Consider the following 25935-nt stretch of genomic DNA (forward strand, 5'->3'; position numbering starts at 1 on the left):
ATGAAACCATGTAACCTGCTATCACTCTCCTCACTCATTCTTGTATTACCTACATCAGTAGCGCTCTCAGCTGAGACACAAGAATCTCGTTGGCGAAATAGCATAGAAGTGTACATGCTAGGACTGAATATCCACGGGGATACCAGTATTGGTCGCTTTTCATCAGAGGTGGATGTCGATCCTAAGTTCATCGTAGACCACCTCGATATTGGGGCGATGTTGCGATTCGAGAGTATTTACCAAAGTAAGTGGGGCTACTACATAGATTATAGTTTCATGAACTTAAGTGGTGATGTTAATAATATCAAGGGCGCTCTGCCTAACGCTCGTTATCGTGCGGACATCGAAATACGGCAAGGTGTTCTAGAAGCAAAGGCATTCCAACGCGAACAATATTCATTTGGTAAACTGGATTATATGTTTGGATTACGTTGGTGGGACAATGACATCACCGGCAAGCTGTATCGTAATGACAACCGGGTACTAGAAGATAGACTGTCATTACAAGAAGATTGGGTCGATTTTTTAGTTGGCTTGCGACTCATTGATGAATTGAGTGAAAACTGGCGATTTCATGCCAGTATCGACGCCGGACTTGGCAACGATACTCACTTCACTTATGCCATTCAAACTGGTGTTCGTTATCGCTTTAACGAATGGTCTGATCTCAACTTAGCTTACAAGTCGACCTGGGTCGATTACAAAAATGAAGAGGTATTTGAATATGATACGGCTTCTCAAGGGCTTTTAGTCGGACTTGGCTTTTACTTTTGATCAGGTGAAACCCTAGCCTATATTCAAGCGTTGTAACGTGTACTAGCTCTAGGTACACGTCTAGTGCCGCGTTACAGATGCTTAAATAAGGCAAATTGATCTTCATCAGACTATAAATTGCTCTTCGGTGTTACTCTCTGTCGCAAAATATAAAACCCCACTCTATGACCTCATATAGGTCTTGTTGATAAGGTTCCCGAGTAGCAATGTCGATTAACATTTCCGATTTAACCACCGCCCTAAATAAGGTGGAGCATATTCATAAAGTGCAGCTTGAAAACGTACATCAGTTCTTCAAAGCAAACGAAGCTTTCTCGTTGCAAACATTCAGCCAGCTGATATCCAGCGACTCGCTTGATGATCGATTTAAAACCATCGATAAAGCGTTCTCTTTGCTTGGTGATGCAAAAACCTACCTTTTAGAAGTGTCTTACCTTGTTAAGTAAAAAAGAAAGCCCCGATAAAATTCATTACCGGGGCTATCATTTTCTATCTAAACTACTGATTTACAATTTGTAACGATCATCAATTACCGTTAATTCTGGGAAGGTTTTACCCTCGTCCATCGCTTCTTCTGTCTCTTCTTTTACTTGGTTATCAATCCAGAAATTACCGATATCCATTGGATGAAGCACCCATTCTGTCGCTTTTGTCATGCCGTTTTTAGGAATTTTAACCCAGCGCCAATGAGCAACTCGAGAATAAGGCACCATGTAGCCAGGAACGATGATATTCGCTTTGCTGACATAGTTTTGGATTTGATGCGACAAGTCGTAACGCTTCTCCTGATCAAACTCAGAATCATACGCTTCAATTAACTTGTCTAGCTCAGGGCTGCTGTAGTTGGTGTGAGCATTCGTTTGTGGTCGATTTGCATTATCCGAGTGTAGGTATTCCCAATACGCAGGGATCTCACCAGAGCCCATATTCAAAAACGCTAGCTGATGCTTTTTCTCAAGAATGTATTTAAACGCAGATGAGCCATCCACCAAGTTTAACGTGAACTCAAGACCAGCAAGTTTCGCTTGCTCTTTCAGGTATGCAATACGCGGTGTCCAAGAGTTGTATCCGTAGGTGATAGCAAAGCTCAAGCGTTGGCCCTTGTCGTTAACACGAATACCATCTGCGCCCACTTTGTCAAAGCCCGCTTTTTCGAAGTGTTTAACCGCCGCATCAGCATCAAACTTTGGCGGTGTATTGTTAGGATCATCGTATTCGCCATGACCAAAGCCGAGTCCATGCGGTTTACGTGAATAATCTCCACGCATGATGTTTTCAATCATGCCGTCATAGTCAGTGGCTGCCATAACACCTTTACGCACTTCTAGGTTATCCAACATCGGCATCGCTGTGTTCATCCAAAGACCACCTGCTCCTTGCGGTGCTTCGTTAAAGCCCCAGTACTTTTGGATATAGCCTTTTTTGTACACATCACTATTGGTTTTGTCATGCCAAAAGCTTGGTAGCACCATCTCAAAGTAGTCTAAGTTGCCTTTCTCAAAGTGCTTCATGGCAATATCAGGATCGCGAATCACCTTAATGCGAACCTTTTCAACGTTATAACGGTTTTTATAGTAGCGGTTGTTGTATCCCCACCAATCTTCACCGACATGTTTGAATGTCACGCTCTTACCTTTCTTCACTTGATCAATGTAGTAAGGCGCTGCGGTTGGCTCAGATTTAAAGTTAAACTTTCTGACGAAGTTATCAGGCATGCCATCGTTATTTGCGTCCTTTTCTCCTTCAAAGAAGTGTTCAGGACGAGGCTGAAAACCATTACTTGGCATGTTAATCATAACCATAAGTGAGTCATGACTTTGAGCTACAGCAAGATTGACTTTGATCGTGTAGTCATCAATTTTTTCAACACTCACAATACTGTTTGTGAAGAAGTCGTTATACCACGGGTCGATAATGTCTTTTGACGTGTAGTACTTCATCATAAAGACGTAATCATCTGCTGTAATTTTTTCACCATCTGACCACTCGGCCGTTTCGTCGAGTTTAAAGAATACGGTTTTGTTGTCCTCTCCAAATGCCCATGACTTAGCAAGTTGAGGGATCCATTTGCCAGTATTTGGATGACGCTGAGCCAGTTTTGGTGAACCATCCATTAAGTATTGGCGCAAACCTGAGTTCGCATCTGGACCAACACTTCGTAATGTTTGCGGAAAGCTCTGAATGTAAGTGCGATAGGTGCCACCTCGTACCGCTTCTTCAGAGGCAAATAGAGGTTCGTTGTTGTTTGAAATCCATTCGATATCAGCTGGCAATTCTGCCGCACTCAGTTGAAAACTGGCAGCGGTCAGTGTTGCTAGTACTGAAAATGGCAGTTTTTTAGTCATGTTTCTTCCTTGTTGTGTTTGCGCACTAAGGTCGTAACAAGGAAGACAGCGTGTGAAAGCTCACAGAAAGCTGCGATTTAAAATACGCAGATAGGAAATAATAGGAACGTAATATGAAGTGACGTCCTGCCAGCTTCTATATTAATTTCAAAGAGTTTCACTAGGTCATCCTAGACCTTACAACGCAGTGAATGCATCTTCGCCATAGTATTCTTTAGATATTTGTAACGCAAGCCATCAATAACACATGATTGCATTTTCGAGGCATCACAGTGAGTTATGTTACAAAAGTGTGATCAGCATAGTACCAAGCCCTACTTTACTCAGAATAAACCGCAGAACCTTTATCTCAATTGGCCCCGATATACCAGTTACAGCGAGTAAATGATCAGACATAGCTGGTTAAAAGGAATGGTTGTTTACCGCGATCAGTATTTTCATTCGATATAAAAAGTGAGGCATCTTAGCCTCACTTTTCTCCATACAATCGAGACAGTGCTTACATTTTAGATAAGCTCTCATTGATCGACTTCAGCACTTCTGCAGGATTTGACGCTTGAGTGATAGGGCGACCAATCACAAGATAATCTGAACCTGATTGGATAGCGTCTACTGGCGTCATGATACGGCGTTGGTCACCTTGTTCTGAACCAGCAGGTCGAATACCAGGGGTCACTAATTTAAATTCTTGGCCTAGTTCGCTCTTCAGTAGTGAGGACTCTTGCGCTGAACATACGACACCATCTAAGCCCGCGTTTTTGGTCAAGGTTGCTAGACGAATCACTTGCTCCTGAGGCGCAACATTCAAACCAATACCAGCTAAATCACTTTGTTCCATACTGGTTAGTACCGTTACACCGATAAGAAGTGGACGATCTTTACCATATGGCTCAAGAATTTCACGTGATGCCGTCATCATACGCTCACCACCGCTCGCGTGTACGTTCACCATCCATACACCCATTTCAGCCGCAGCGCGAACTGCTTTCGAACAGGTGTTTGGAATATCGTGAAATTTTAAATCTAGGAATACCGAGAAACCACGTTTATGGAGTTCACGTACAAAATCAGGACCAAATAGCGTAAACATCTCCTTGCCAACTTTTAGTCGGCATGACGCAGGATCAATTCTATCTACAAACGCAAGTGCATCTGCTTGGTTATCATAATCCAGTGCGACAATAACTTTTTGGTCGATCATTTCATCTCCTAACTGTTTTGGTTCTTATTAAATAAAAAGTTAAAAAAATGCAGCGGACAGAAACTCTGCCAGCTGCATTAAGAATTATTCACCATCCAATCCGCGGATTGGCTTGATCGTCCCCCATCCTTTACAGGACGGACAATGCCAATAAAGGGAATGGGTAGAAAATCCACACTTCCGGCATCGGTAATGTGGTTTCACTTTTAACTGTTCACCCACCATCGCTTGTAGTGTTGATAGGCTGTCTTTCGCTCGACCATCTTCTGCTTCTGCAATGTGGTAGTCAATTAAACGGTAGAAGCCCTTCATGGTTGGGTTTTTCAGCAATTGTTTCGTCAGTAACTCTTGAGCAGCCCCAACGTTCTCGTGATGAGCAACTAATTGAGCCAACATCAACTCGGCTGATACGCCAGCTTTCTTATCAATACAAGCTCGCAGAAACTCGACAAGTTCATCTTCCTGACCCAGATGATGATAGCATTCTGCAATAGTTGGCAAGACATCACTGATAAAGTCTTTATCTTGCTCAAGTACCCCTGTCAGATATTTGATGGTGTGCTTATAGTCTTCAGACTCTAGATAAATTCGTCCCAAAGCAATACTTGCTCGAACACACTTCGGGTCTTCCGCTAACGCTTTTTTAAAATGCTGTATTGCCTTATTAGTATTCCCATCAGCTTGGTCGAGCATGGCTATTTCACACCAAAAATGGGCAATATTTGCACGCATCCTTGAGCGTTTATTACCTAACTTAGCCAATTGGTTCGCGTAATAAATCGCCTTTTCCCATTCTCGTGTTTGCTGATAAATGGTCACTAATTGTTGAAGAGCCGCCTCTTTGTAATCTGGCTCTTCAACTAACTGTTCGAAGATTTTCTCTGCACGATCAAGAAAACCTGAGACCATGTAGTCTTTCGCTAACTGTTGAAGGGCGAGGTTCTTTTGGTCCAGTGTTAAGCCTGAACGAGAAATAAGATTTTGGTGAATTCTGATTGCGCGGTCGACTTCACCACGAGACCGGAACAGGTTACCCAACGCAAGGTGAGTATCGATGGTCTCGTTATCAACTTGGAGCAATTCAATAAAGTGATCGACAGCCTTATCTGATTGGTCAGAGAGCAGTAGATTAAGACCCGTCATATACTGACGAGAGATTTGATGAGATTGCTTCTGCTTGTCTTGCTGAGCGCTGCGATGTCCCATATACCAGCCATACGCAGCAGCTATAGGCAACAACAAGAAGAGTAGTTCAAGCATTAAAGTTAAGCCTTATCCTTATGCCTGTTTTTCAATGGCTGGCTTATCAGCAGCGTTGTTTGATTCAGTTGGTTCGTACTTTTTCAGTTTTTTCTTTAAACGACGGACCTGTAGCTGAGTTTTCAGTTGGATGCTACCAAAGATAACCCACGCTAAAGCAAAGCCAACCACAAATACTACACCTAATAGCGTAGATAAGTGGAACTCTCCTTTTGCTAGAAGATAGTTAAAAGTCACGAGCTCTTGGTTTTGGGAACCTAACGCCAATGCAATTAAAAAGAGAGCTAAAACAGCAACGATTTTTATAATTTTCATGTTACATCACCCTTCTAGGAGTAAGTCGGTAAGATTATGCAGGAAAATGCTTCTTCAGACTACGTATATTAGCAATAATCTATACCCAAGTAACCTCAAGATGCTTAGTTTGTAGACATGCTTAGAAGTTAAAGTTATTTGGGTATAGAAAACAGCTGAATCCACAATTAGATTAGTAAACGATCTTGGATGTATTACTAACTTGGATACATTACAAAAAAGCGGCATACACAAACGTATGCCGCTTTTTTCAAACTAATAAGAGTGCATTAACCAATATTTACACGCTCACGAAGTTCTTTACCAGGTTTGAAATGTGGAACGTATTTACCTTCCAATTCCACTTTATCGCCCGTTTTAGGGTTACGACCTACGCGAGGCTCGCGGTAATGAAGAGAAAAACTACCAAAGCCACGGATCTCGATACGGTCACCGCTCTCTAGTGTAGAGGCCATGTGCTCTAAAATATCTTTTACAGCATCCTCTACCTCTTTCGCTGATAAGTGTGTTTGCTCAGCGCAGAGTCTTTCAATCAGTTCAGACTTAGTCATAGTTGCCCTCTTTGAGTATCTTTATCACTTATTATAGTAAGTAATACTAATTCCAACAAACACTTGCTGACAATTCTAGACAAATTTTATGCAAAATGCGCAATGAAGAAATGCCTTTTATTAAGATAGTTTACTGTCATTAGTATTACTACTTAAATATGACCAAATATAAAAAAGGAGCCTTGCGGCTCCTTTTTTGCTTAAGCGAGTATATTATTCGCCTTTAGCAGCTTTGAAAGCGTCAGCCATTGCGTTACCGAATGCATTGTCATCTTGCTTGTTGATAGATGCCATTGCTTCTTGCTCGTCAGCTTCGTCTTTAGCTTTGATAGATAGGTTGATTACGCGGTTCTTACGGTCTACACCTGTGAACTTCGCTTCAACAACATCACCAGCGCTTAGGATTAGAGAAGCATCTTCTACGCGATCGCGTGATACTTCAGAAGCACGGATGTAACCTTCAACGCCTTCTGCGATTTCAACAGTAGCGCCTTTAGCGTCAACAGCAGTTACAGTAGCGTTAACTAGAACACCTTTCTTGTTGTCAGCAACGTAAGCATTGAATGGGTCATTTTCCATTTGCTTGATGCCTAGAGAAATGCGCTCACGCTCAGCGTCTACTGCTAGAACAACTGCAGAGATCTCGTCGCCTTTCTTGTACTCACGTACAGCTTCTTCACCAGCAACATTCCAAGAAATGTCAGATAGGTGAACTAGACCGTCGATGCCGCCTTCTAGACCGATGAAGATACCGAAGTCAGTGATAGACTTGATCTTACCAGTAACTTTGTCGCCTTTAGCTTGTGCTTCAGCGAATGACTGCCATGGGTTAGCTTTACACTGTTTCAGACCTAGAGAGATACGACGACGTTCTTCGTCGATTTCAAGAACCATAACCTCAACTTCGTCGCCAACATTAACAACTTTAGAAGGGTGGATGTTCTTGTTAGTCCAATCCATTTCTGAAACGTGAACTAGACCTTCAACGCCTTCTTCGATTTCAACGAAGCAGCCGTAGTCAGTTAGGTTAGTTACGCGACCAGTTAGTTTGTGACCTTCTGGGTAACGCTTAGCGATTGCTACCCATGGATCTTCGCCTAGTTGCTTAAGACCTAGTGATACGCGAGTACGCTCACGGTCGAACTTAAGAACTTTAACTTGGATCTCGTCACCAACGTTAACGATTTCAGATGGGTGCTTAACGCGCTTCCAAGCCATATCAGTGATATGTAGAAGACCGTCAACGCCACCTAGGTCAACGAACGCACCGTAGTCAGTAAGGTTCTTAACGATACCTTTAACTTCAGAACCTTCTTGTAGAGTTTCTAGAAGCTCGTCACGCTCAACGCTGTTCTCTGATTCGATAACTGCACGACGTGAAACAACTACGTTGTTACGTTTTTGGTCAAGTTTGATAACTTTGAACTCTAGCTCTTTGTTTTCTAGGTGAGCAGTGTCGCGGATTGGACGTACGTCTACTAGAGAGCCAGGAAGGAAAGCACGGATACCGTTTAGTTCAACAGTGAAACCGCCTTTAACTTTACCGTTGATGATACCAACAACAGTTTCAGCTTCTTCGTAAGCTTTCTCAAGTACGATCCAAGCTTCGTGACGCTTAGCTTTCTCACGAGAAAGTTGAGTTTCACCGAAACCATCTTCAACAGCGTCTAGAGCTACGTCTACTTCAGCGCCAACTTCAACTTCAAGTTCGCCAGCAGCGTTCTTGAACTGTTCAGCAGGGATAGCAGATTCAGACTTAAGACCAGCGTCAACAAGAACGAAACCGTTCTCGATAGCTACTACAGTACCTTTAACGATGCTGCCTTGTTGGAATTCTGTTTCGTTTAGAAACTCTTCAAAGAGTTGAGCAAAAGATTCAGTCATTTAATTAATCTTCAATAAATTAAACTTCCACGGGTATCCTACCGCATGGGGTTATTAAATTCGCCAGTCATCATCCTTGCGACCAACGCTCTTAGCCTAGTCGAGTATTATTACTCAGCTAGCTTCGATTCGATATATTGTAGTGCCTTTTCTACTACTTCGTCGATAGTCATCGACGTAGAATCTAGCACAAGCGCATCCTCAGCAGGGCGTAATGGCGCCACTGGGCGGTTACGATCTCGGTCGTCACGCTCTTGGATCTCGCTTAAAAGGTCAGCAAATCTAACATCTAACCCTTTCTCTTGCAACTGTTTAAGGCGTCGATTTGCACGCTCTTCAGCACTCGCATCAAGGAAGATTTTTGCTTGCGCACTCGGGAATACAATTGTGCCCATATCACGACCATCAGCAACCAGACCCGGTGCGGTCTCAAATGCACGCTGACGACGTAGTAATGCCTCACGAACACGTGGCAAAGCCGCAACTTTAGATGCTGCCATACCCGTTTCTTCTTTACGAAGCTCCCCTGACACGTCTTCGCCTTCTAGAATGACCTTAACTAAGTCACCTTCCGCGATAAATTGAACGTCTAGGTGGGTTGCTAGTGGGACAAGAGCATCTTCTGACTCGGTGTCGACACCGTGGTGAATCGCAGCGAGTGCAAGTACACGATAAATTGCGCCAGAATCTAAGAGTTGGAAACCCAACTTTTTCGCCAGCAACATACATAAAGTGCCTTTACCTGCACCACTAGGTCCATCTACGGTTACAACCGGAGTTTGAGAGGACATGTTCTTCTCCACCAATAGTTTCTTTTCAGCAATTTGCTCGGTTTTCGAGGCGCACATTATACGGGTAATCAGTCTTTGGAGCGAGGAAAAATGTCGTGTAAAGCATTACACCTAATGCGTAATTGGATTCATCAATAAACATAAAGTTCAACAAAAACGGCGAGAGCTTCTGCCCTCGCCGTTTTAAATGTCATGAACTTAAGCTCGATTAAACAATCGGTTTTTGACCACGCTCAGCTAACTTTAAAATCACACTATCAGCGACTTTACCCGCCACACCTGCTAGCTTGTCTGCCAGCTTTTTCTTCTGCACATAATGCACAGAAAGTACGGTTTTATCTTTGCATGCCGCAACAACGATATCATCAGATGTACTAATGTCATCCACCAAACCAAGCTCTTTCGCTTGTGTACCGAACCAGTGCTCACCAGTGGCTACTTTGTCTAGGTCCAAACTAGGACGACGCTCACGGATGAAGTCTTTAAACAAGACATGTGTTTCTTCAAGTTCTTGCTTAAACTTATCGCGCGCTTTATCGGTATTCTCACCGAACATCGTTAGCGTGCGTTTATATTCACCCGCTGTTAGTTGTTCGTACTCAATGTCATGTTTCTTCAACAGTTTGTTGAAGTTAGGAATTTGTGCGATAACGCCAATAGACCCCACAATTGCAAATGGTGCAGAAACAATCTTATCTGCTACACATGCCATCATGTAACCGCCACTTGCCGCAACTTTGTCAACAGAGATGGTCAGAGGAAGACCCGCAGCTTTGATTCGGTCCAGTTGAGAAGAGGCAAGGCCGTAACCATGAACCATACCACCGCCAGACTCTAAGCGAAGTAACACTTCATCACCTTCACGTGCGACAGCCAAAATAGCGGTGATTTCTTCACGTAGAGACGCGACTTCTTTTGCGTCTATGCTACCGTTGAAATCAAGAACAAATAGGTGTGGTTCACGCTTGCTATCTAATGAACCGTCTTTGCTCGCTTGTTTGATTTCTTTCTCGCGAGATTTGTTCTTCTCTTTTTCTTCTTTCTTGACGGCTTTATCTCGAGCCTTGATGAAAGCATCGTCATGCAAATGATGCTCTAACTGCTCAACAGATTGTTTGTGTTGCTCTGAAAGGTTGGTAATCTCTAACTCCCCTTTCGCCGCACCCGATTTGCCACCAGCCGATTTTGCAATAATGAGCAGAACAATTATCGCAGCAACCACCGTGATAATTTTGGCCAGAAACAGACCATAATCTAATAAAAATTCCAACGAGAGCTCCTTTATCTCATTTCAGATGACGTTAGTATGTTACGCAGAAACATCAGCGAGAAGGCAGCGCGGTTTGTAACCACTTGTTCTGATTGATAGCATACCTAACGAAAGTTCTGGAATTGGTATAACACATGAATTGGTGTATTGTAACCATCTTGTCACGATTACCAAGATTTTCCATTGAGAAACAGGCGTTTTTTAGCGTCAATTAACTATCATGGACCCTCTTACAATAATAAGGATTTATCGCCGTGAACTACTCCGTTTCAGCTGATGCTCTAAAAGGTAAAGTCATTCTTGTTACTGGCGCTGGTAATGGCATCGGCCGTCAAGCCGCGCTTTCTTATGCCGAGCACGGTGCAACTGTTATTCTCTTGGGTAGAAATGTGCAAAACCTTGAATCTATCTATGATGAGATTGAAGCTGCTGGCTATCCACAAGCAGCTATCATTCCATTGGATCTCAAGGGTGCAACTCAGCAGAATTACATTGATATGGCAGAGACAATCGAAGGACAGTTTGGTCGCTTGGATGGTCTATTACACAACGCAGGTGTCTTGAGTTCGCTGTGTCCATTTGATCAAATCAAAGAGGAAGACTTCGACGATATCATGCAGATCAACGTGAAAGCCGAAGTGCTAATGACTCAAGCACTACTGCCTGTGATGCGTAAATCAGAAGCTGGGCGTATTATCTTTACCTCTTCAACCGTCGGCCACTCTGGCCGCGCATTCTGGGGGCCATACGCTATCTCTAAATTTGCCGTAGAAGGCATGATGCAAGTTTTGGCTGACGAGCTGAGTGATACACCGATCCGCGTTAACGCAATTAACCCTGGTGCCACTCGTACTCGCATGCGTGAAAAAGCATATCCGGGTGAAGATGCGAATACTCTCAAAACGCCACTGGATATCATGCCGCTATATTTGCACTTAATGGATCCTGCGGTTACCGATGTGAACGGTCAGTGCATCGACGCTCAACCGAAGCGTAAATAACTCATTCAGGTTACCTCACATAATCGATTGAAAAGGCAGCAAACGCTGCCTTTTTTCATTTCTCTCTTCATAAAAATCTTGCGACTTTCTCCCACAGAAATATACTGTATATATATACAGGTATTTATTATGCAAGATATTATTCAGAACTTAAAAAGCCAACACCTTGTTTGGCAAGCAAATTTAACGAAAGCAGATCCTCAGCAGTTGCAGACTAGTTCCGGTTTTTCTGAATTAGATGATTTGCTCGGCGGAGGCTTTCCACCTCATGGCGTAGTGGAGATGGAATCTATTGGTAGTATTGGTGAATTGCGTTTGCTCGCTCCCTATTTAAAAGCCACTCAGACCAATGGTGTGACCGCATTTATTCAACCACCTGCGCTAGTGAATTCTCTGTTTTTACACTACATCGGGTTGGATATAAACCAAGTGTGGGTCGTTACTCCAACTCACCCCAAAGACGCTCTTTGGGCTGCAGAGCAATGTCTGAAAAGTGGGGTATGCAGTAATGTTTTGTTATGGCAAGAAGAGCTTGAAATACATCAAGTGAAACGCTTACAGGTAGCAAGTGAACAAGGGAGTTGCCCTCTCTTTATGCTTAAAACAGATACTATCAACCGCTTGTCTTTGCCTGTGTCACTCAGTTTAAAACTGAAAGGCGACGAGCAAGGGATTCATGTTGAAGTGCTGAAAAGGAAAGGAGGCTGGAATAGAGGTAGCGTTAGTATCGGATTCCAACACCATTACCCGCAACTGGTGAAACCATCATCTGAAACTGTGCACTCGACTGTGGTCAACTTCCCACTGGCGAACCAAGGTTAGTGATATGTCTCTGTGGATTTACTTACACTTCCCTCGCCTGCAGCTAGACGCACTCTTTGGTGATAACCAAGAACAACCCGTGGTGATTGTCGAAAGCCAACGTTGCCAGATTATTCAATACAACGAGATTGCCGAACAACAAGGCATTAAGCCTGGTATGGGCTTAGGCAGTGCTGCGTCCTTGTGTCGAGATTTACAAGTGCATCCTTATCATCCACAAACCGAATTAAATAAATTACAAGAGGTAGCCCAGTGGTTGTATTTGATCACATCTGACGTTGTGTTGATGCCAAACCAAGGTATTTTACTGCGTGCTACTCCAATGCTCGCTCTGTATGAAGGGCTTGAAAACTATTGGAATAAAGTCAGAGCTCACTTATCGGAGCTGAAACTGAGTTTTCAATTCGGATGTGGTTTTTCGCCTTTTGCTGCCAAATTGATGGCATTATCAGGAGCGAACGTCATCAGCGAAGACAAATCTGCCATACAAAAAGCCTTATCACCAATACCGTTAACACTGACAGATTTATCAAACGCTACCGTAGAGAAGTTACAACGTGTAGGTGTCACCACATTGCAAAACCTGCTTGAACTGCCATTGCAAGACATCGCACGACGCTTTGATATCGATTTGGTGAACTACGTTGGTCGACTGACTGGGCAGTTTAAACACCCTGTCGACTTTTATCACCCTACCGAATCCTTTCAAGTTTATTTAGAGCTGTTGTTTGAGATCGAAAACGTTCAGTGGATTGAAAAGCCGTTGGCCAAATTACTTCGTCAACTCGAAATCTTTCTTAAATTAAGAGATAAGGTCGCTTTTGAACTGTGTTTAACACTCCACCAGCGTGAGAAACAAGAGCAACACCTTCAACTCACTTCTGCGCAAGGTGATTACCTATGTCAGCGTTGGCAACAGTTAGCGAGTTTGAGCTTAGAGTCACTCTCGCTTAATGGCCCAGTCACAGGGCTAACGTTAAAAGTCATCCGTCAAGGTGAGCCTCTTAGTGCATCACGCGATCTCTTTGCTGGGCAGAAAGGAAACATGAATGCTTTAGAGCTGCTCTCTTTACTGCAAGCTAAATTGGGAAAAAGTGCCGTTTTAAAACCCAATATTGCTTGCGATCCTAGACCAGAAAAGGCCAGTCAGTATCGCCCTGCTGATGCTCCGGATGAAAAGGGGCACGACATACCATCCATACTACGCCCAGCAATGCAATTACCGACTCCCATTGTATTGCAAGAGCAAGTTTCTTTGGTCCACGGACCTGAGCGAATAGTTTCTGGGTGGTGGGATGGTGATGAGATCATGCGTGATTACTACATTGCACACACCAAGCAAGGCCGCTGGTTATGGATATTTCGCGATCAGCACAAGCACTGGTTTCTTCATGGCTATTTTTGTTAAATCGACAGTTATTTTTGTTGGGTCATTATGAGTTACGCGGAACTATTTTGTCAGTCTAACTTCTCTTTTTTGACTGGGGCTTCTCATGCAGAAGAGCTGGTACTCCAAGCTGCTTTCTATCGCTATCAAGCTCTAGCTATAACGGATGAATGTTCAGTCGCGGGCGTTGTCAAAGCCCATGCGACCATCGAACAACATAAACTCGATATCAAACAAATCGTTGGAAGTATGTTTTGGTTAAATGATGAATGCCAAATCGTACTGCTTTGCCCTTGTCGCAAGGCTTATGCCGAGTTGTGTCGTATCATCACAAACGCAAGGAGACGCAGTGAAAAAGGCAACTATCAACTGTTCGAATGGGATTTGATGTCGGTTCGACATTGTTTGGTATTGTGGCTGCCCACACATCAAGAGAGTGATCACCATTGGGGGCGCTGGCTCAATCAACACCACGCTAATCGTTTGTGGGTAGCGATTCAGCGCCATTTGAGTAACAACGATACTGAGTACATTGCGCACTGCGAGCAGTTAGCACATGAATTTCAATTACCTATAACTGCCTGCGGAGGCGTTCTCATGCATGATGTTGAACGCTTGCCATTACAGCATGTACTTACTGCTATAAAGCATGGGTGTAGCGTCGATAAACTCGGTTTTGACCGTATTTCGAATACTGAGCGAGCGCTTCGTCCTTTTAAAAAGTTGATTCGGATTTACAAACCAGAATGGCTGGAAGAAAGTACTTACATCGCCGATTTATGCGAGTTTAAGCTCTCCGATTTAAAATACGAATATCCTACCGAGCTGATCCCAGATGGTTACACACCCGACTCTTACTTACGTATGTTGGTCGAACGTGGTAAAAAGCTGCGTTTTCCTGAAGGCGTGCCAGCAGAAGTCAATCAAACCATCGAGAATGAACTGGCGCTTATTCAAGAGCTGAAATACCACTACTACTTCCTTACTATTCACGACATCGTAATGTTCGCGAAACAGCAAGGCATTCTTTACCAAGGGCGAGGTTCCGCTGCAAACTCTGTGGTGTGTTATTGCCTGGAAATTACCGCCGTCGATCCTCGACAAATCGCTGTCTTATTCGAACGATTTATCAGTAAAGAACGTAAGGAACCGCCGGATATTGATGTGGACTTTGAACACGAGCGCCGTGAAGAAGTTATCCAGTATATTTACAAAAAATATGGCCGTGAGCGTGCAGCACTTGCTGCAACAGTGATCAGCTATCGCTTTAAAAGTGCCGTGCGTGAAGTCGGTAAAGCACTAGGGATTGAAGAGACCCAATTGGATTTTTTCATTAAGAACGTTAATCGCCGAGATCGCAGCCAAGGCTGGCAAGCTCAAATTATTGAACTTGGCTTACAACCAGAATCTCTCAAAGGGCAGCAGTTTATCCAATTGGTCAACGAGATCATTGGCTTCCCACGCCATTTATCTCAGCACGTAGGTGGCTTTGTAATTTCATCTGGCCCTTTATATGAGTTGGTACCTGTTGAAAATGCCTCGATGGAAGATCGCACTATCATTCAATGGGATAAAGACGATTTAGAAAGCTTGAAGCTACTAAAAGTCGATGTGCTCGCACTCGGCATGTTAAACGCCATCAAAAAGTGCTTTCAGCTGGTCGAGAAACATCACCAGCGATCCCTCTCTATTTCCGAAATCACTCGCCGACAAGATGATCCACACGTGTACCGCATGATCCAAAAAGCCGACACGATAGGCGTATTCCAAATAGAATCTCGTGCACAAATGAGCATGCTTCCTCGCCTAAAGCCTGCTTGTTATTACGATTTAGTGATTCAAATTGCAATTGTTCGTCCAGGCCCTATTCAGGGTGATATGGTGCATCCTTTTTTAAAACGACGAGATCACAAAGAGCCAGTCAGTTATCCATCGGAAGAAGTAAAAAGCGTTCTGGAGCGGACTATGGGCGTCCCTATTTTCCAAGAGCAAGTCATCAAGCTAGCCATGGTAGCCGCAGGGTTTAGCGGCGGCGAGGCCGATCAACTCCGTCGAGCGATGGCATCATGGAAAAAGAATGGCGATCTCGCTAAATTCAGACCAAAACTGATCAATGGTATGCAAGAGAGAGGTTATGACTTAGCGTTTGCTGAGCGCATTTTCGATCAGATTTGCGGCTTTGGTGAGTACGGCTTCCCTGAAAGTCATTCAGCGTCTTTCGCAGTGCTGGCATATTGTTCTGCATGGTTAAAATATTATTACCCAGCCGAATTTTACACTGCATTGTTGAACAGCCAACCAATGGGATTTTATAGCCCATCGCAATTAGTACAAGATGCTCGCCGACATGGCGTCGAAGTATTGCCGGTGTGCGTCAATCATTCAAAATATCAACATCATCTCGTCTCACGTCCGAATGGCAGGCTCGGCGTGCAACTTGGTTTTCGCTTGGTGAAAGGCTTTAACGCAGAAAGCGCACAAAGACTTATTGAGCGCAAACCACTTAATGGTTACCGATCGATTCAAGAAGTAAAGCAGATATTAAGAAGCCGAAGTGACATTGAATTATTGGCTTCAGCCAATGCATTTCAGGCCTTATCGGGGAATCGTTATAACGCTCGCTGGGCAGCAATGGATTCCTTATCTGACCTACCATTGTTTCACAAGGTCGAAGAACCCAATGTTAGCTACCAGACTCAACCTTCTGAATATGAAAATTTAATTGAGGATTACGCAAGCACGGGACTATCTCTTAGCCGCCATCCAATTAAATTATTAGAAGAAACGGGCAAACTCCCTCACTTTACCCGCATGAGGCAACTGACAGAGAAACCGCATAAGTCACTGGTCACAGTGGTAGGTGTGGTAACAGGAAGACAATCTCCAGGCACCGCCGCTGGCGTGACATTTTTTACGTTAGAAGATGACACGGGCAACATTAATGTGGTCGTTTGGCAAGCGACAGCACGAGCCCAAAAGCAAGCGTATTTAGGTGCTAAAGTATTAATGGTGAAAGGCATTCTTGAAAGAGAGGGAGAAGTCACACACGTTATTGCTGGCAAGTTGATGGATTGCACGCACTACTTGAACAATCTACAAAGTAAATCTCGGGATTTCCATTAGTACAGAGGAATTAAGGAGAGAAATGTTAAAAATCAGAGAGAGGTGCGCTCCCTCTGATTTCACTAGATCTAATCATGCACTTTTAGAAAGCATCTGGCGTAATCGGTCTTGAGCAACTTCAACCAGCAGATCCGGTTGGAATTTAGATATAAAGCGATCACAGCCTACTTTTTGTACCATGGCTTCATTAAAACTACCGCTCAGAGAAGTGTTCAATGTGATAAACAACTTAGACATACGTGGATCTTGGCGCACTTCATGGGTCAGTTTATAACCGTCCATTTCAGGCATTTCAGCATCCGTAATCATCATCAACAGCTCTTTTTCTACATCTTTACCTTCATCACACCAACGTTTTAAAACCGTTAACGCTTCTAGCCCGTCACGGCACTCGATGATATTCATACCCAATTGAGAAAGCGTATCGCGAACTTGATTACGAGCTGTAGAGGAATCATCCACAATCAGAACATTACGCCCGACCATTGCTTGGGCCAATTCTTGATCGAGAATGTCCTCCGAGATAGTCACGTCGTAATGTACGATCTCTGCTAAAACTTTTTCAACGTCAATAATTTCGACAATTTGAGAGGCATCCCCCTCTTTGATTTGCGTGATAGCCGTGAGGTAATTCGAGCGACCAGACGTGGAAGGAGGCGGCTGAATTTCAGTCCATGCCGTATTAATAATGTTTTTAACCGGACCGACTAAGAAGCCCTGCACCGTGCGGTTGTACTCTGTCACGATCAAATTTTCTTCTTCCGCTTCACCACGTAAAGCAGGAAAACCAATTGCGCCTCGTAAATCAATCACTGGTACCGCTTCACCTCGTAGAGAAGCAACCCCACGAATATTGTAGTGCGATCCAGGGAGCTTGGTTAACGGTGGAAGCTTGATGACCTCTTTCACTTTGAACACATTAATCGCAAATAATTGGCGACTATTTAAAGTGAACAGCAGAAGCTCTAGTCGATTTTCACCAACCAAGTTTGTACGCTGGTCAACCGTATTTAACACTCCGGACATACTACTACCTAAATTATGGATAATTCTTATTTTACTCGAAATCAGTACAGACACAGCAAGATTATATAACCAAATAACCTTAAAATATTTGGCTTTTCGAGCACAGCTTTAAAGTACAACAGTTTTAGCGTATTACTTCTCTTTGCATCAGACGCAAAGTCACGCAGCACATTGAAAGCCATTTTGTTTATTTACTTGAGCTTTTTAGGAAATTACATGAATGGCGCAGATATAGCAATGCAACATAACTCAAATTCCCATTCTAGTAATAGGCGATCAAAAAGGGTGAGCCGTTAAGTCTCACCCTAAATCACCTACAAATGTAGTCTCAACAGCCAGGCACATCATCATGTTAAAAAGTACTTAACCTTCCACAACCTTCATCAATAGTTGACCATCGTACAACGCTTGCTTAATCAACGCGGCACCAGGCATTGTGGCTTGCTTATAGAAACGAGACTCCACCAGCTCAAGATCTTGGTGATAAACAGGTAAACTCTGCTCTTCGATACAGCGACGAACCGCAGGATAAAGCACATCTTTTGCTTGGTTAATCACACCACCGATCAAGATTTTCTCAGGGTTAAATAAGTTGATCACAATAGCAATTGCAGAGCCTAAGTAGCCTCCAAGTTTTTCAATCACATCGACGGCCAAAGGATCACCGTTTGCAGCGGCTTCACAAATGCTCTCAATACTCATTTCTTCTTGTTTAGCAAGAATAGAGTCTTCGCCATCAGCGATTCGTCTTACGACTTCTTCACGAATTGCCTGAGAACTGGCAACGGTTTCCAAACAGCCAATATTGCCGCAATGACAACGTTTTCCATTTGGGTCAATTTGAATATGCCCGAGTTCACCAATGTTACCGTGACGGCCTTGCAAAACGCGCCCATCCAGAATGATGCCCGCACCTAAACCGTGGTGGATAGAGATAAGAACGGAGTTGTCATTATCTTGAGAATGACCAAAAAGCTTTTCTGCTAATGCCCAAGCTCGCGTGTCATTGGCAATGAAAACTGGCAAGCCTGTTGCTTTGTATATCTCTGGTCCAAGAGCAAGATTTTCGACATTGTAATGAGGCATCTGCAAAACGACACCTTGCTCTGAGTTCACGAGACCAGGCAGCGTAAGGGCAATACTGGTAACACGATCAAGTTGATCCGCGTAAGTCTGAAAGAATTCATCAATTTCGTAAAGCAGGCGCTCAAGCACATCGTCTTGATCAAGCTCGTGTATCTCGATTTTAGTATCGATCAGTACATCACCGCCTAACTCATGCAAAGCAATGGTTAAATAACCTCGCCCCAAACGCATTGACAAAAATTGCCAGCCTTCATTATTGACCTGCAAACCGACAGCAGGTCGACCACGACTCGTCGCTTCTTGTACTGTCGTTTCATGAATCAAGTGCGCTTCAATTAATTCTCGAGTGATTTTGGTGATACTAGCAGGAGCAAGCTCACTCTGCTTGGACAAATCAATTCGAGAAATAGGACCTTTTAGGTCAATTAGTTTATATACACGACCAGCATTGACCTGTTTGATATGATCAATATGGCCCGGTTGAGCCATGTACATCTTGCACTCCGAAATTCTATAACGGGACAATTTTTTTACTTTGCGAACTAATTGTGAAGTGAATTAATAAATCCCCGTGACAAGCATCACGTATAAACCTGTTTGTTTGTGTATTCAATCAAATAACGAAGAATCTACTCCTGTTAAATTGTTTGAAAAATAACTTATTTTTATTCACTAAATTATGAAGTAATGCCTTTAAAGCAGCGTATTTTTATCAATAAGGCCATTGCCTGTCGAATATCTGTCTGTTTTACCGGGGTTACTCTTAATGTAAACATTCTGTGCATATACTTATATTCAAGTAGCTTTAAGGTGTGGGCTCAGCAACGAGGCTAACCTTGAGAGCGATTGCGTAAAGTAAGGATAGAGTTCAAGTTACCTTTACACACACATTCATCGGAGAATCTATGACTTCCAAATTAAGACGAACAAAAATTGTCACTACGCTGGGTCCTTCAACGGATAAGGACAATATACTTGAGGAGATCATCAAAGCCGGTGCAAACGTTGTCCGTATGAATTTTTCACATGGAACCAGTGAAGACCACATTCAACGTGCGAACAAAGTCCGTACCATTGCAGCAAGACTTGGGCGTCAGGTTGCAATTCTTGGTGACTTACAAGGCCCTAAAATCCGTGTATCAACGTTTAAAGACGGCCAAGTCATTTTGAATGTGGGCGATAAATTCACATTAGATAGTGATTTACCAAAAGGTGAAGGCAATCAAAAATCTGTAGGGTTAGATTATAAAGAACTACCGCAAGATGTTTCACCAAATGACATTTTATTACTCGATGATGGACGCGTTCAGTTGCAAGTTACTAAAGTAGAGAGTAATAAAGTTCATACCCGTGTGATTGTCGGTGGTCCATTGTCCAACAATAAAGGGATCAACAAAAAAGGCGGCGGATTGTCAGCGGATGCGCTCACAGAGAAAGATAAAGCTGATATTCTTACCGCCGCAGCAATTCAAGTGGACTACCTTGCTATTTCATTCCCACGTAACGGCGAAGACATGCATTACGCTCGACGCTTAGCCAGAGATGCAGGCCTTGAAGCCATGTTAGTGGCTAAAGTCGAACGAGCAGAAACCGTCGCGACCAATGAGTCTATTGACGACATTATTCTCGCATCCGATGTGGTGATGGTTGCACGTGGTGACCTTGGTGTAGAAATCGGTGACCCTGAGCTCATTGGTGTCCAGAAAAAACTGATTCGTCGCGCACGCAGTTTAAACCGTATCGTGATTACTGCGACACAAATGATGGAATCCATGATTACTAGCCCAATGCCAACGCGTGCTGAAGTGATGGATGTGGCCAATGCGGTTCTAGACGGCACTGACGCGGTGATGCTGTCTGGAGAGACTGCTGCAGGTAAATATCCTGTAGAAACGGTCAAATCCATGGCCGAAGTATGTGTGGGGGCAGAAAAAATGTCGGAGGCAAGTCTATCTACTTATCGCTTAGATAGAACCTTCGAAACCGCTGAAGAAACCATCGCAATGGCAACCATGTACTCTGCGAATCACATGGAAGGAATTAAAGCGATGATCTCGTTAACTGAGTCTGGCAGGACTGCGTTGATGATGTCTCGCTTAAGCTCTGGCTTGCCAATATTTGCCTTATCACGGAATGAATCGACACTAAATCGAGCAGCATTATACCGAGGCGTGACACCTGTATATTTCGAGTCAAAAAGTGATGCGGGTTTACCAACAGCTCAAGCAGCGATTACTAGCCTTAAAGAGCAAGGGTTCTTGCACAAAGGTGATTTAGTCATTATTACTCAAGGCGATGTAATGGATGTTGTTGGCTCAACCAACTGCATGCGCATTCTACAAGCGTAGTCGTTATACCTAACTGGAATTAACCACAAGAACCCGCAAATAAGGCTCCGAAAATGGAGCCTTATTTATATGCTTTGTATATTGCGCACATCGTGAACGTAAGAAGGTTTATGCAGTCTCTCTACCATCAATTTCAACATCCAGCTGGTCATAGAGTTGAACTAGGTTAAACCCAGCTTGAAGCCCAAGTTGATAGTCATGCTCTAGTGACTCTTGGTCACTTAACAAAGAAGAAGAACGAAGTCCCTCTTTAGGCGCAACTTGTAAAATAAAAGTGTCGTCAGGTGGAGCAGATATAAAGGCCTGAGTGAGCTCAAATGTTTGATAATGAATCATCAGCATGTCGGCTAAACCTGAATCAAAATTCTCACCAATCAGATGACTTAAACGATACAAGTTATCGGCACCGAACAACCAACGGCCTCCATTTAACAGCATTTTCCCTGCAAGCTTCGATTGATGTGCTGCATTAATTTTTTGTTGGAAGAACGACGCCCAATCCAGCTTCCACTGATTCACTTTTTGCTGCCATGATTGCTGTACTGAGTTGATAGACTCTCGATACCATTCGACAGGCACATCCCCCACTTCACTTTGGGCTCTCGCTTCAATCTCTGAAAACGGCTCTGTGCGAATGACAATAATGTTGCGAGCATTCTGACGCCACGCTTCTTGAACAGGGATAGAGGCAGACACGCCGCCATCAACAAACTTATTGCCATTTACGTCGACAGGTCCGTGGTACAACTTGGGAATCGCACATGTCGCTAGCATAGTGTTAAACCACGAGTCATCCAAGATTGGTAGATATTGATCTGATAGCGTCTCTATATTCGTTACCGCAGCAAACGCTCCTCGTTTTCCCAATGCGCTGCGACCTAAATCAAGGTCAAGCTTGTATGGGAAATCTTGAATCCGTTCTAATGCCCACTCTAAACCTAAGTACTGCTGCTTTCGGATATAGCGAAACAGATTAAAAAATTCAGGAGACGTTGTCAGCTCGGTAATAAAAGCTTTGCCCATGCCATGTTGACGACACAAGTAAGAACATAAGTTAAGTGCTCCGGCAGAGGTGCCATAGAATTCATCGAAAGGATCGAAGTTGGAAAGTAAAAAGGCGTCTAAAACGCCAGCGGTAAAAATCCCTCTCTGCCCTCCACCTTGCGTGACTAAAGCAGTTTTACCATGCCTAAAGTGCTCATAAACTTTTACATCAAGCTCTGCATGGCTTTCTGTGATTATACCGCTGTTACGTATCATAGGCTCACGCCGTTTTGTTAAAACGTTTGGTAAAAGTGGTTATCTTAAGCTGTTGTAATAGCAATGATGCCAAATGACAAAAGCACTGCAAAAACAGTCACCACAATGATTAATGCGGATTTTAGATCGTGTTCCATAAACACCTCCTTAATATGTAACAAATTAATAACACCGGTGTGAAATATGTTCAAGATTTGCTTAATTTAGTCGCGCAATTTTGACTAACCCATCACAATTAGCTTAGTCATAATAAGGAGATAGGGGATGAACCAAAAACTCAGCTGGCTAGTAGGAATCATGATGATGAGTACTGCTATCAATGCACAAGCGAATATCATCGTTACACCATACATAGGCTATACAGGAGGCGGCCAAGTAGAGGATGAAAGTGGTAATACATACGATCTCGACCCCGCAGTGAATTACGCTCTTTCAGTCGAGACTCCCTTAGAAAAAGGAAGGATCGGATTGTTTTACTCCAATCAATCGACGGAACTTGAAAAGCTGTCCAACTCGGCAGATATCCATTATCTGCACTTCCAAAGCAGCATGTACTATCCTGTCGCAGAAAAATGGCAAACCTATATCGGTGTAGGTTTGGGCGCTTCTTACGCCGATGTGGATTGGGTAGACAAAAAATACGGATTTTCGGCTAGCGCTTTTGCAGGGCTGGAATATGAATTTTCAAAGAACTTTGCATTAACAGCCCAACTGAGATGGTTAGGAACGGTCGTTGATAACGATACATCTGGCGCCTGTACTCTACCTAATGACGGCTCAAACTGTATCATTAAGTTCGATACTGATTGGATGAACCAATTCCAATCAAATGTCGGTTTTAGTTTCCGCTTCTAATTTTTATGCATGTTCCTTTATAGGACTCGTCACAAAGAACGCTGAACGAGTCCTGCACAGAGCCGATAAAGGACATCGTCTAAACACCATTGTTTGGCAAAGTAACGAAGCATCATCTAGATAGGTGCACAAAAGATAGCCGTACGCCCTAATTAATCAAAATAGTCTTAAACACCAAAGCAATTATTAGATCCCAGTCATTTATTCCAGACAAACAACCACACACCCACATAAAACCACAATCAAACTCAAATTTAACAAGATTAAAACCAGACAACGCATCTGAATTAACATTTAGATTCTATTGCGCTAAGTATTATTAGAAGTTAGTCTGATCAGTGAAAACAGATAAATATTTCAGTTTTATCAAACACACATCAAAATTTTAAGATTAATAATCTACTTTCTCTTACAGTAGCCAGAATATAGCTCTATAAAATTATAAGAAGTTAGAATTAAGGATAGAAAAGCTGATGGATAACAGCGGTCCTTTCTTCCAACTGTTTGCGCAATTATTACTGTGTTACGTAGAGAGCTTCATTCCTCAGGGAGTCTTATAGGAGTCAAATATGAAGCGAGAACAATGGGGATCCCGGGCGGGATTCATCTTAGCAGCAGTTGGGTCTGCTATCGGTTTGGGAAACATTTGGCGTTTCCCATACATGGCCTATGAAAACGGTGGCGGCGCATTTTTTATTCCTTACATTTTTGCCATGATCACTGCCGGTATTCCATTTATGATCCTTGAGTTCAGTATGGGACAAAAATACCGAGGCTCGGCACCAAAAACACTTGCGAAAATTCATTCTAAATTTGAATGGCTTGGCTGGTTCCAAGTTGGTGTGGCTGCAGTTATTGCCGTTTACTATGTGGCTGTTATCGGTTGGTCGATTTCTTACTTTGGGTTGTCGTTTACTCAAGGTTGGGGAACCGATACCAACGCATTTTTCTTTAGTGAATACCTAAAGCTAGGTGACAACTCACCAACAGACTTAGGCAGTATTCAATGGAAGATTGCTTTATCCATGGTAATTGCTTGGGCAATTACTTACACCGCCATTGCCAAAGGCGTGAAATCAGGAATTGAACGAGCATCTAAAATTATGATGCCAATCCTATTCTTGATGGTGATTTTCTTAATCGGACGTATGATTTTCTTGCCAGGAGCTCTAGATGGCGTGAACTACATGTTCGAACCCGATTTCAGCAAAATTTGGGATGTGAAAGTATGGGCAGCGGCATATGGTCAGATCTTTTTTACGCTAAGTATCGGCTTCGCCATCATGCTAGCTTACTCTAGCTACCTACCAGAAAAGTCGGACATAACGAATAACGCGTTTATGACCGTGTTGATCAACTGTGGCTTCTCGATCCTAGCCGGCATCATGATCTTCTCAGTATTGGGTTACATGGCTCAAGAGCAAGGTAAGCCGTTAACAGAGGTGGTATCTGCAGGCGTTGGCTTGGCTTTTGTTACTTTACCTGCGGCAATTAACCTACTACCTGCCCCATATATTCTTGGTCCACTGTTCTTCTTTGCACTGGTGGTTGCTGGTCTAAGTTCGCATATTTCAATTATGGAAGCCGTAACTTCAGCCATTATCGACAAGCTGAAGTGGAGCCGTAAAAAAGCTGCAAATGTTGTGATTGGTATTGGCTTCGTTGTCTCTATGGCGTTTGCTACCAATGGCGGTCTGCTGCTACTCGATCTAGTAGACCACTTTGCAAACAACGTTGGCATCATGGTTGGTGGTCTGGTTGAGATTGTCTTGATGGCGTGGCTATTGAAGCGCGTGCCAGAAGTACGTAATTACGTTAACGAGCGCTCTGATTTCTCTGTTGGTCAATGGTTCGAGATCTGCTTACGCTTCGTTACACCAATCATGCTCGCCATTATCTTAGCGACCAAGCTATACGCCCTAATTACTGAAGGCTACGGTGGCTATGATCTAACTTTAGGCTGGGCACTTATCGCCGCACTCTTTATCTTTGGTCTAGTGATCAACGCAGTGAACCGCAAGGAGACAGCAAAATGACAATCAGCGCAATTATTATGATGGTTATTGGTTTAGGTATCACTTGGGGCGGCGCTGCCGTTTGCATCAAGCGAGCCATGGATAAACAATAAAACGTTAAGTTCCATATAAAAAAACGCCGGTAGTTACCGGCGTTTTTTTGTACATACTTTAGTTCAATTCTAGAAACTGTACTTGATGCCAACGGCGCCGCCAAGTTGCAAGTCAGCACCTTTGTAAAGATCTAGCTCTGGGTGTATTTGACCATAAAGGTCCCAGCCGCGTGATAAATCCCAGTTCACACCAAGTGGTACTCTCACACCAAACTCGTCATCCCATTCATACCAGCCACCAACGCCGACATACCAAGTCACAGGCATGTTTTGATCGAATGTTCCACGCTTAGCGATGTAATCAAACGCCATACCATCGTTTCCGATAATGCCACGATATTTGTTATCTAACTCTACAACAACACTTAATTGTTGATCGACAGCCATACCAACTGATAGATCCGTTGGCTCGCTTGCCGCCATTGCCGTACTAGAAACTAGTCCCAAAACTAAAATGAATTTGTTCTTCATACACGTTATCAATTATTCAAAAAAACATTATTCGCTA

23 protein-coding genes are annotated in these 25935 nt (G+C 43.4%); 10 read left to right on the plus strand and 13 right to left on the minus strand.

The window, feature by feature from the left end:
• Positions 1 to 774 (plus strand): hypothetical protein, encoded by a 774-nt coding sequence (locus tag N646_RS05245; RefSeq protein ID WP_017633868.1) that lies wholly within the window; start codon positions 1 to 3, stop codon positions 772 to 774.
• Positions 775 to 980: 206 nt separating this feature from the next.
• Positions 981 to 1220 (plus strand): hypothetical protein, encoded by a 240-nt coding sequence (locus tag N646_RS05250; RefSeq protein WP_017821658.1) that lies wholly within the window; start codon positions 981 to 983, stop codon positions 1218 to 1220.
• A gap of 60 nt (positions 1221 to 1280) precedes the next feature.
• Here N646_RS05250 and N646_RS05255 read toward each other — a convergent pair whose 3' ends face one another.
• The 8 genes from N646_RS05255 to sohB form a co-directional block, all read right to left on the minus strand.
• The gene (locus tag N646_RS05255) at positions 1281 to 3119 is read right to left on the minus strand and encodes an extracellular solute-binding protein (protein ID WP_017633867.1); all 1839 of its coding nucleotides are present in this window, start codon (positions 3117 to 3119) and stop codon (positions 1281 to 1283) included.
• A 499-nt stretch (positions 3120 to 3618) separates the two neighbouring features.
• Positions 3619 to 4320: an orotidine-5'-phosphate decarboxylase gene (gene pyrF, locus N646_RS05260; protein WP_017821659.1), complete on the minus strand. Its 702-nt coding sequence runs from the start codon at positions 4318 to 4320 to the stop codon at positions 3619 to 3621.
• A gap of 84 nt (positions 4321 to 4404) precedes the next feature.
• Positions 4405 to 5580 carry a lipopolysaccharide assembly protein LapB gene (lapB, locus tag N646_RS05265; protein ID WP_005376665.1) on the minus strand — a complete coding sequence of 392 codons (1176 nt, stop codon included), beginning with the start codon at positions 5578 to 5580 and terminating at the stop codon, positions 4405 to 4407.
• Positions 5581 to 5598: 18 nt separating this feature from the next.
• Entirely contained in the window at positions 5599 to 5895 is a 297-nt protein-coding gene (locus tag N646_RS05270) for a LapA family protein (RefSeq protein ID WP_005376663.1), read from the minus strand.
• Between the two features lie 269 nt (positions 5896 to 6164).
• The gene (gene ihfB, locus N646_RS05275; protein ID WP_005385816.1) at positions 6165 to 6446 is read right to left on the minus strand and encodes an integration host factor subunit beta; all 282 of its coding nucleotides are present in this window, start codon (positions 6444 to 6446) and stop codon (positions 6165 to 6167) included.
• A 213-nt stretch (positions 6447 to 6659) separates the two neighbouring features.
• Positions 6660 to 8330 carry a 30S ribosomal protein S1 gene (rpsA, locus tag N646_RS05280; RefSeq protein ID WP_005385817.1) on the minus strand — a complete coding sequence of 557 codons (1671 nt, stop codon included), beginning with the start codon at positions 8328 to 8330 and terminating at the stop codon, positions 6660 to 6662.
• Positions 8331 to 8440: 110 nt separating this feature from the next.
• The gene (gene cmk, locus N646_RS05285) at positions 8441 to 9121 is read right to left on the minus strand and encodes a (d)CMP kinase (RefSeq protein ID WP_021033981.1); all 681 of its coding nucleotides are present in this window, start codon (positions 9119 to 9121) and stop codon (positions 8441 to 8443) included.
• A 208-nt stretch (positions 9122 to 9329) separates the two neighbouring features.
• Positions 9330 to 10391: a protease SohB gene (sohB, locus tag N646_RS05290; protein ID WP_005385819.1), complete on the minus strand. Its 1062-nt coding sequence runs from the start codon at positions 10389 to 10391 to the stop codon at positions 9330 to 9332.
• Between the two features lie 254 nt (positions 10392 to 10645).
• On the opposite strand from sohB, the gene N646_RS05295 reads away from it, so the two are divergent.
• The 4 genes from N646_RS05295 (at position 10646) to N646_RS05310 (ending at position 16724) form a co-directional block, all read left to right on the plus strand.
• Positions 10646 to 11392: a YciK family oxidoreductase gene (locus tag N646_RS05295; protein ID WP_005372980.1), complete on the plus strand. Its 747-nt coding sequence runs from the start codon at positions 10646 to 10648 to the stop codon at positions 11390 to 11392.
• Between the two features lie 129 nt (positions 11393 to 11521).
• The gene (gene imuA / locus N646_RS05300) at positions 11522 to 12214 is read left to right on the plus strand and encodes a translesion DNA synthesis-associated protein ImuA (RefSeq protein ID WP_017821660.1); all 693 of its coding nucleotides are present in this window, start codon (positions 11522 to 11524) and stop codon (positions 12212 to 12214) included.
• Between the two features lie 4 nt (positions 12215 to 12218).
• Positions 12219 to 13622 carry a Y-family DNA polymerase gene (locus N646_RS05305; protein ID WP_017821661.1) on the plus strand — a complete coding sequence of 468 codons (1404 nt, stop codon included), beginning with the start codon at positions 12219 to 12221 and terminating at the stop codon, positions 13620 to 13622.
• A gap of 27 nt (positions 13623 to 13649) precedes the next feature.
• Positions 13650 to 16724 carry an error-prone DNA polymerase gene (locus N646_RS05310; protein WP_017821662.1) on the plus strand — a complete coding sequence of 1025 codons (3075 nt, stop codon included), beginning with the start codon at positions 13650 to 13652 and terminating at the stop codon, positions 16722 to 16724.
• A 72-nt stretch (positions 16725 to 16796) separates the two neighbouring features.
• On the opposite strand, the gene N646_RS05315 is transcribed toward N646_RS05310, so the two are convergent.
• Together N646_RS05315 and mlc are read right to left on the minus strand one after the other, a co-directional pair.
• Entirely contained in the window at positions 16797 to 17750 is a 954-nt protein-coding gene (locus N646_RS05315) for a chemotaxis protein CheV (RefSeq protein WP_005372976.1), read from the minus strand.
• 363 nt (positions 17751 to 18113) lie between these two features.
• Complete coding sequence (mlc, locus tag N646_RS05320; protein ID WP_005372973.1) at positions 18114 to 19331, minus strand: sugar metabolism global transcriptional regulator Mlc; 1218 nt, start codon at positions 19329 to 19331, stop codon at positions 18114 to 18116.
• Positions 19332 to 19741: 410 nt separating this feature from the next.
• On the opposite strand from mlc, the gene pyk reads away from it, so the two are divergent.
• On the plus strand, positions 19742 to 21184 hold the full coding sequence (gene pyk, locus N646_RS05325; RefSeq protein WP_017821663.1) for a pyruvate kinase: 1443 nt from the start codon (positions 19742 to 19744) through the stop codon (positions 21182 to 21184).
• A gap of 108 nt (positions 21185 to 21292) precedes the next feature.
• Here pyk and N646_RS05330 read toward each other — a convergent pair whose 3' ends face one another.
• Both N646_RS05330 and cydH read right to left on the minus strand, forming a co-directional pair.
• Positions 21293 to 22444: a patatin-like phospholipase family protein gene (locus tag N646_RS05330; RefSeq protein ID WP_017821664.1), complete on the minus strand. Its 1152-nt coding sequence runs from the start codon at positions 22442 to 22444 to the stop codon at positions 21293 to 21295.
• A gap of 44 nt (positions 22445 to 22488) precedes the next feature.
• Positions 22489 to 22581 carry a cytochrome bd-I oxidase subunit CydH gene (gene cydH / locus N646_RS24245; protein ID WP_005372970.1) on the minus strand — a complete coding sequence of 31 codons (93 nt, stop codon included), beginning with the start codon at positions 22579 to 22581 and terminating at the stop codon, positions 22489 to 22491.
• Positions 22582 to 22708: 127 nt separating this feature from the next.
• On the opposite strand from cydH, the gene N646_RS05340 reads away from it, so the two are divergent.
• From N646_RS05340 to N646_RS24250, 3 genes are all read left to right on the plus strand, one after another.
• Positions 22709 to 23299, plus strand: coding sequence for an outer membrane protein (locus N646_RS05340; RefSeq protein ID WP_005372968.1), 591 nt, complete (start codon positions 22709 to 22711; stop codon positions 23297 to 23299).
• Between the two features lie 569 nt (positions 23300 to 23868).
• Complete coding sequence (locus N646_RS05345; RefSeq protein ID WP_005372966.1) at positions 23869 to 25335, plus strand: sodium-dependent transporter; 1467 nt, start codon at positions 23869 to 23871, stop codon at positions 25333 to 25335.
• Complete coding sequence (locus tag N646_RS24250; RefSeq protein ID WP_005372963.1) at positions 25332 to 25427, plus strand: MetS family NSS transporter small subunit; 96 nt, start codon at positions 25332 to 25334, stop codon at positions 25425 to 25427. Before N646_RS05345 ends, N646_RS24250 begins: the two co-directional genes overlap by 4 nt.
• Positions 25428 to 25496: 69 nt before the next feature.
• Here N646_RS24250 and N646_RS05350 read toward each other — a convergent pair whose 3' ends face one another.
• A complete protein-coding gene (locus N646_RS05350; RefSeq protein ID WP_005372960.1) occupies positions 25497 to 25898 on the minus strand; it encodes a hypothetical protein in 402 nt (133 codons plus the stop codon).
• Positions 25899 to 25935: the final 37 nt, after the last annotated feature.

The organism is Vibrio alginolyticus NBRC 15630 = ATCC 17749 (assembly GCF_000354175.2).
Classification (GTDB): Bacteria; Pseudomonadota; Gammaproteobacteria; order Enterobacterales; family Vibrionaceae; genus Vibrio; species Vibrio alginolyticus.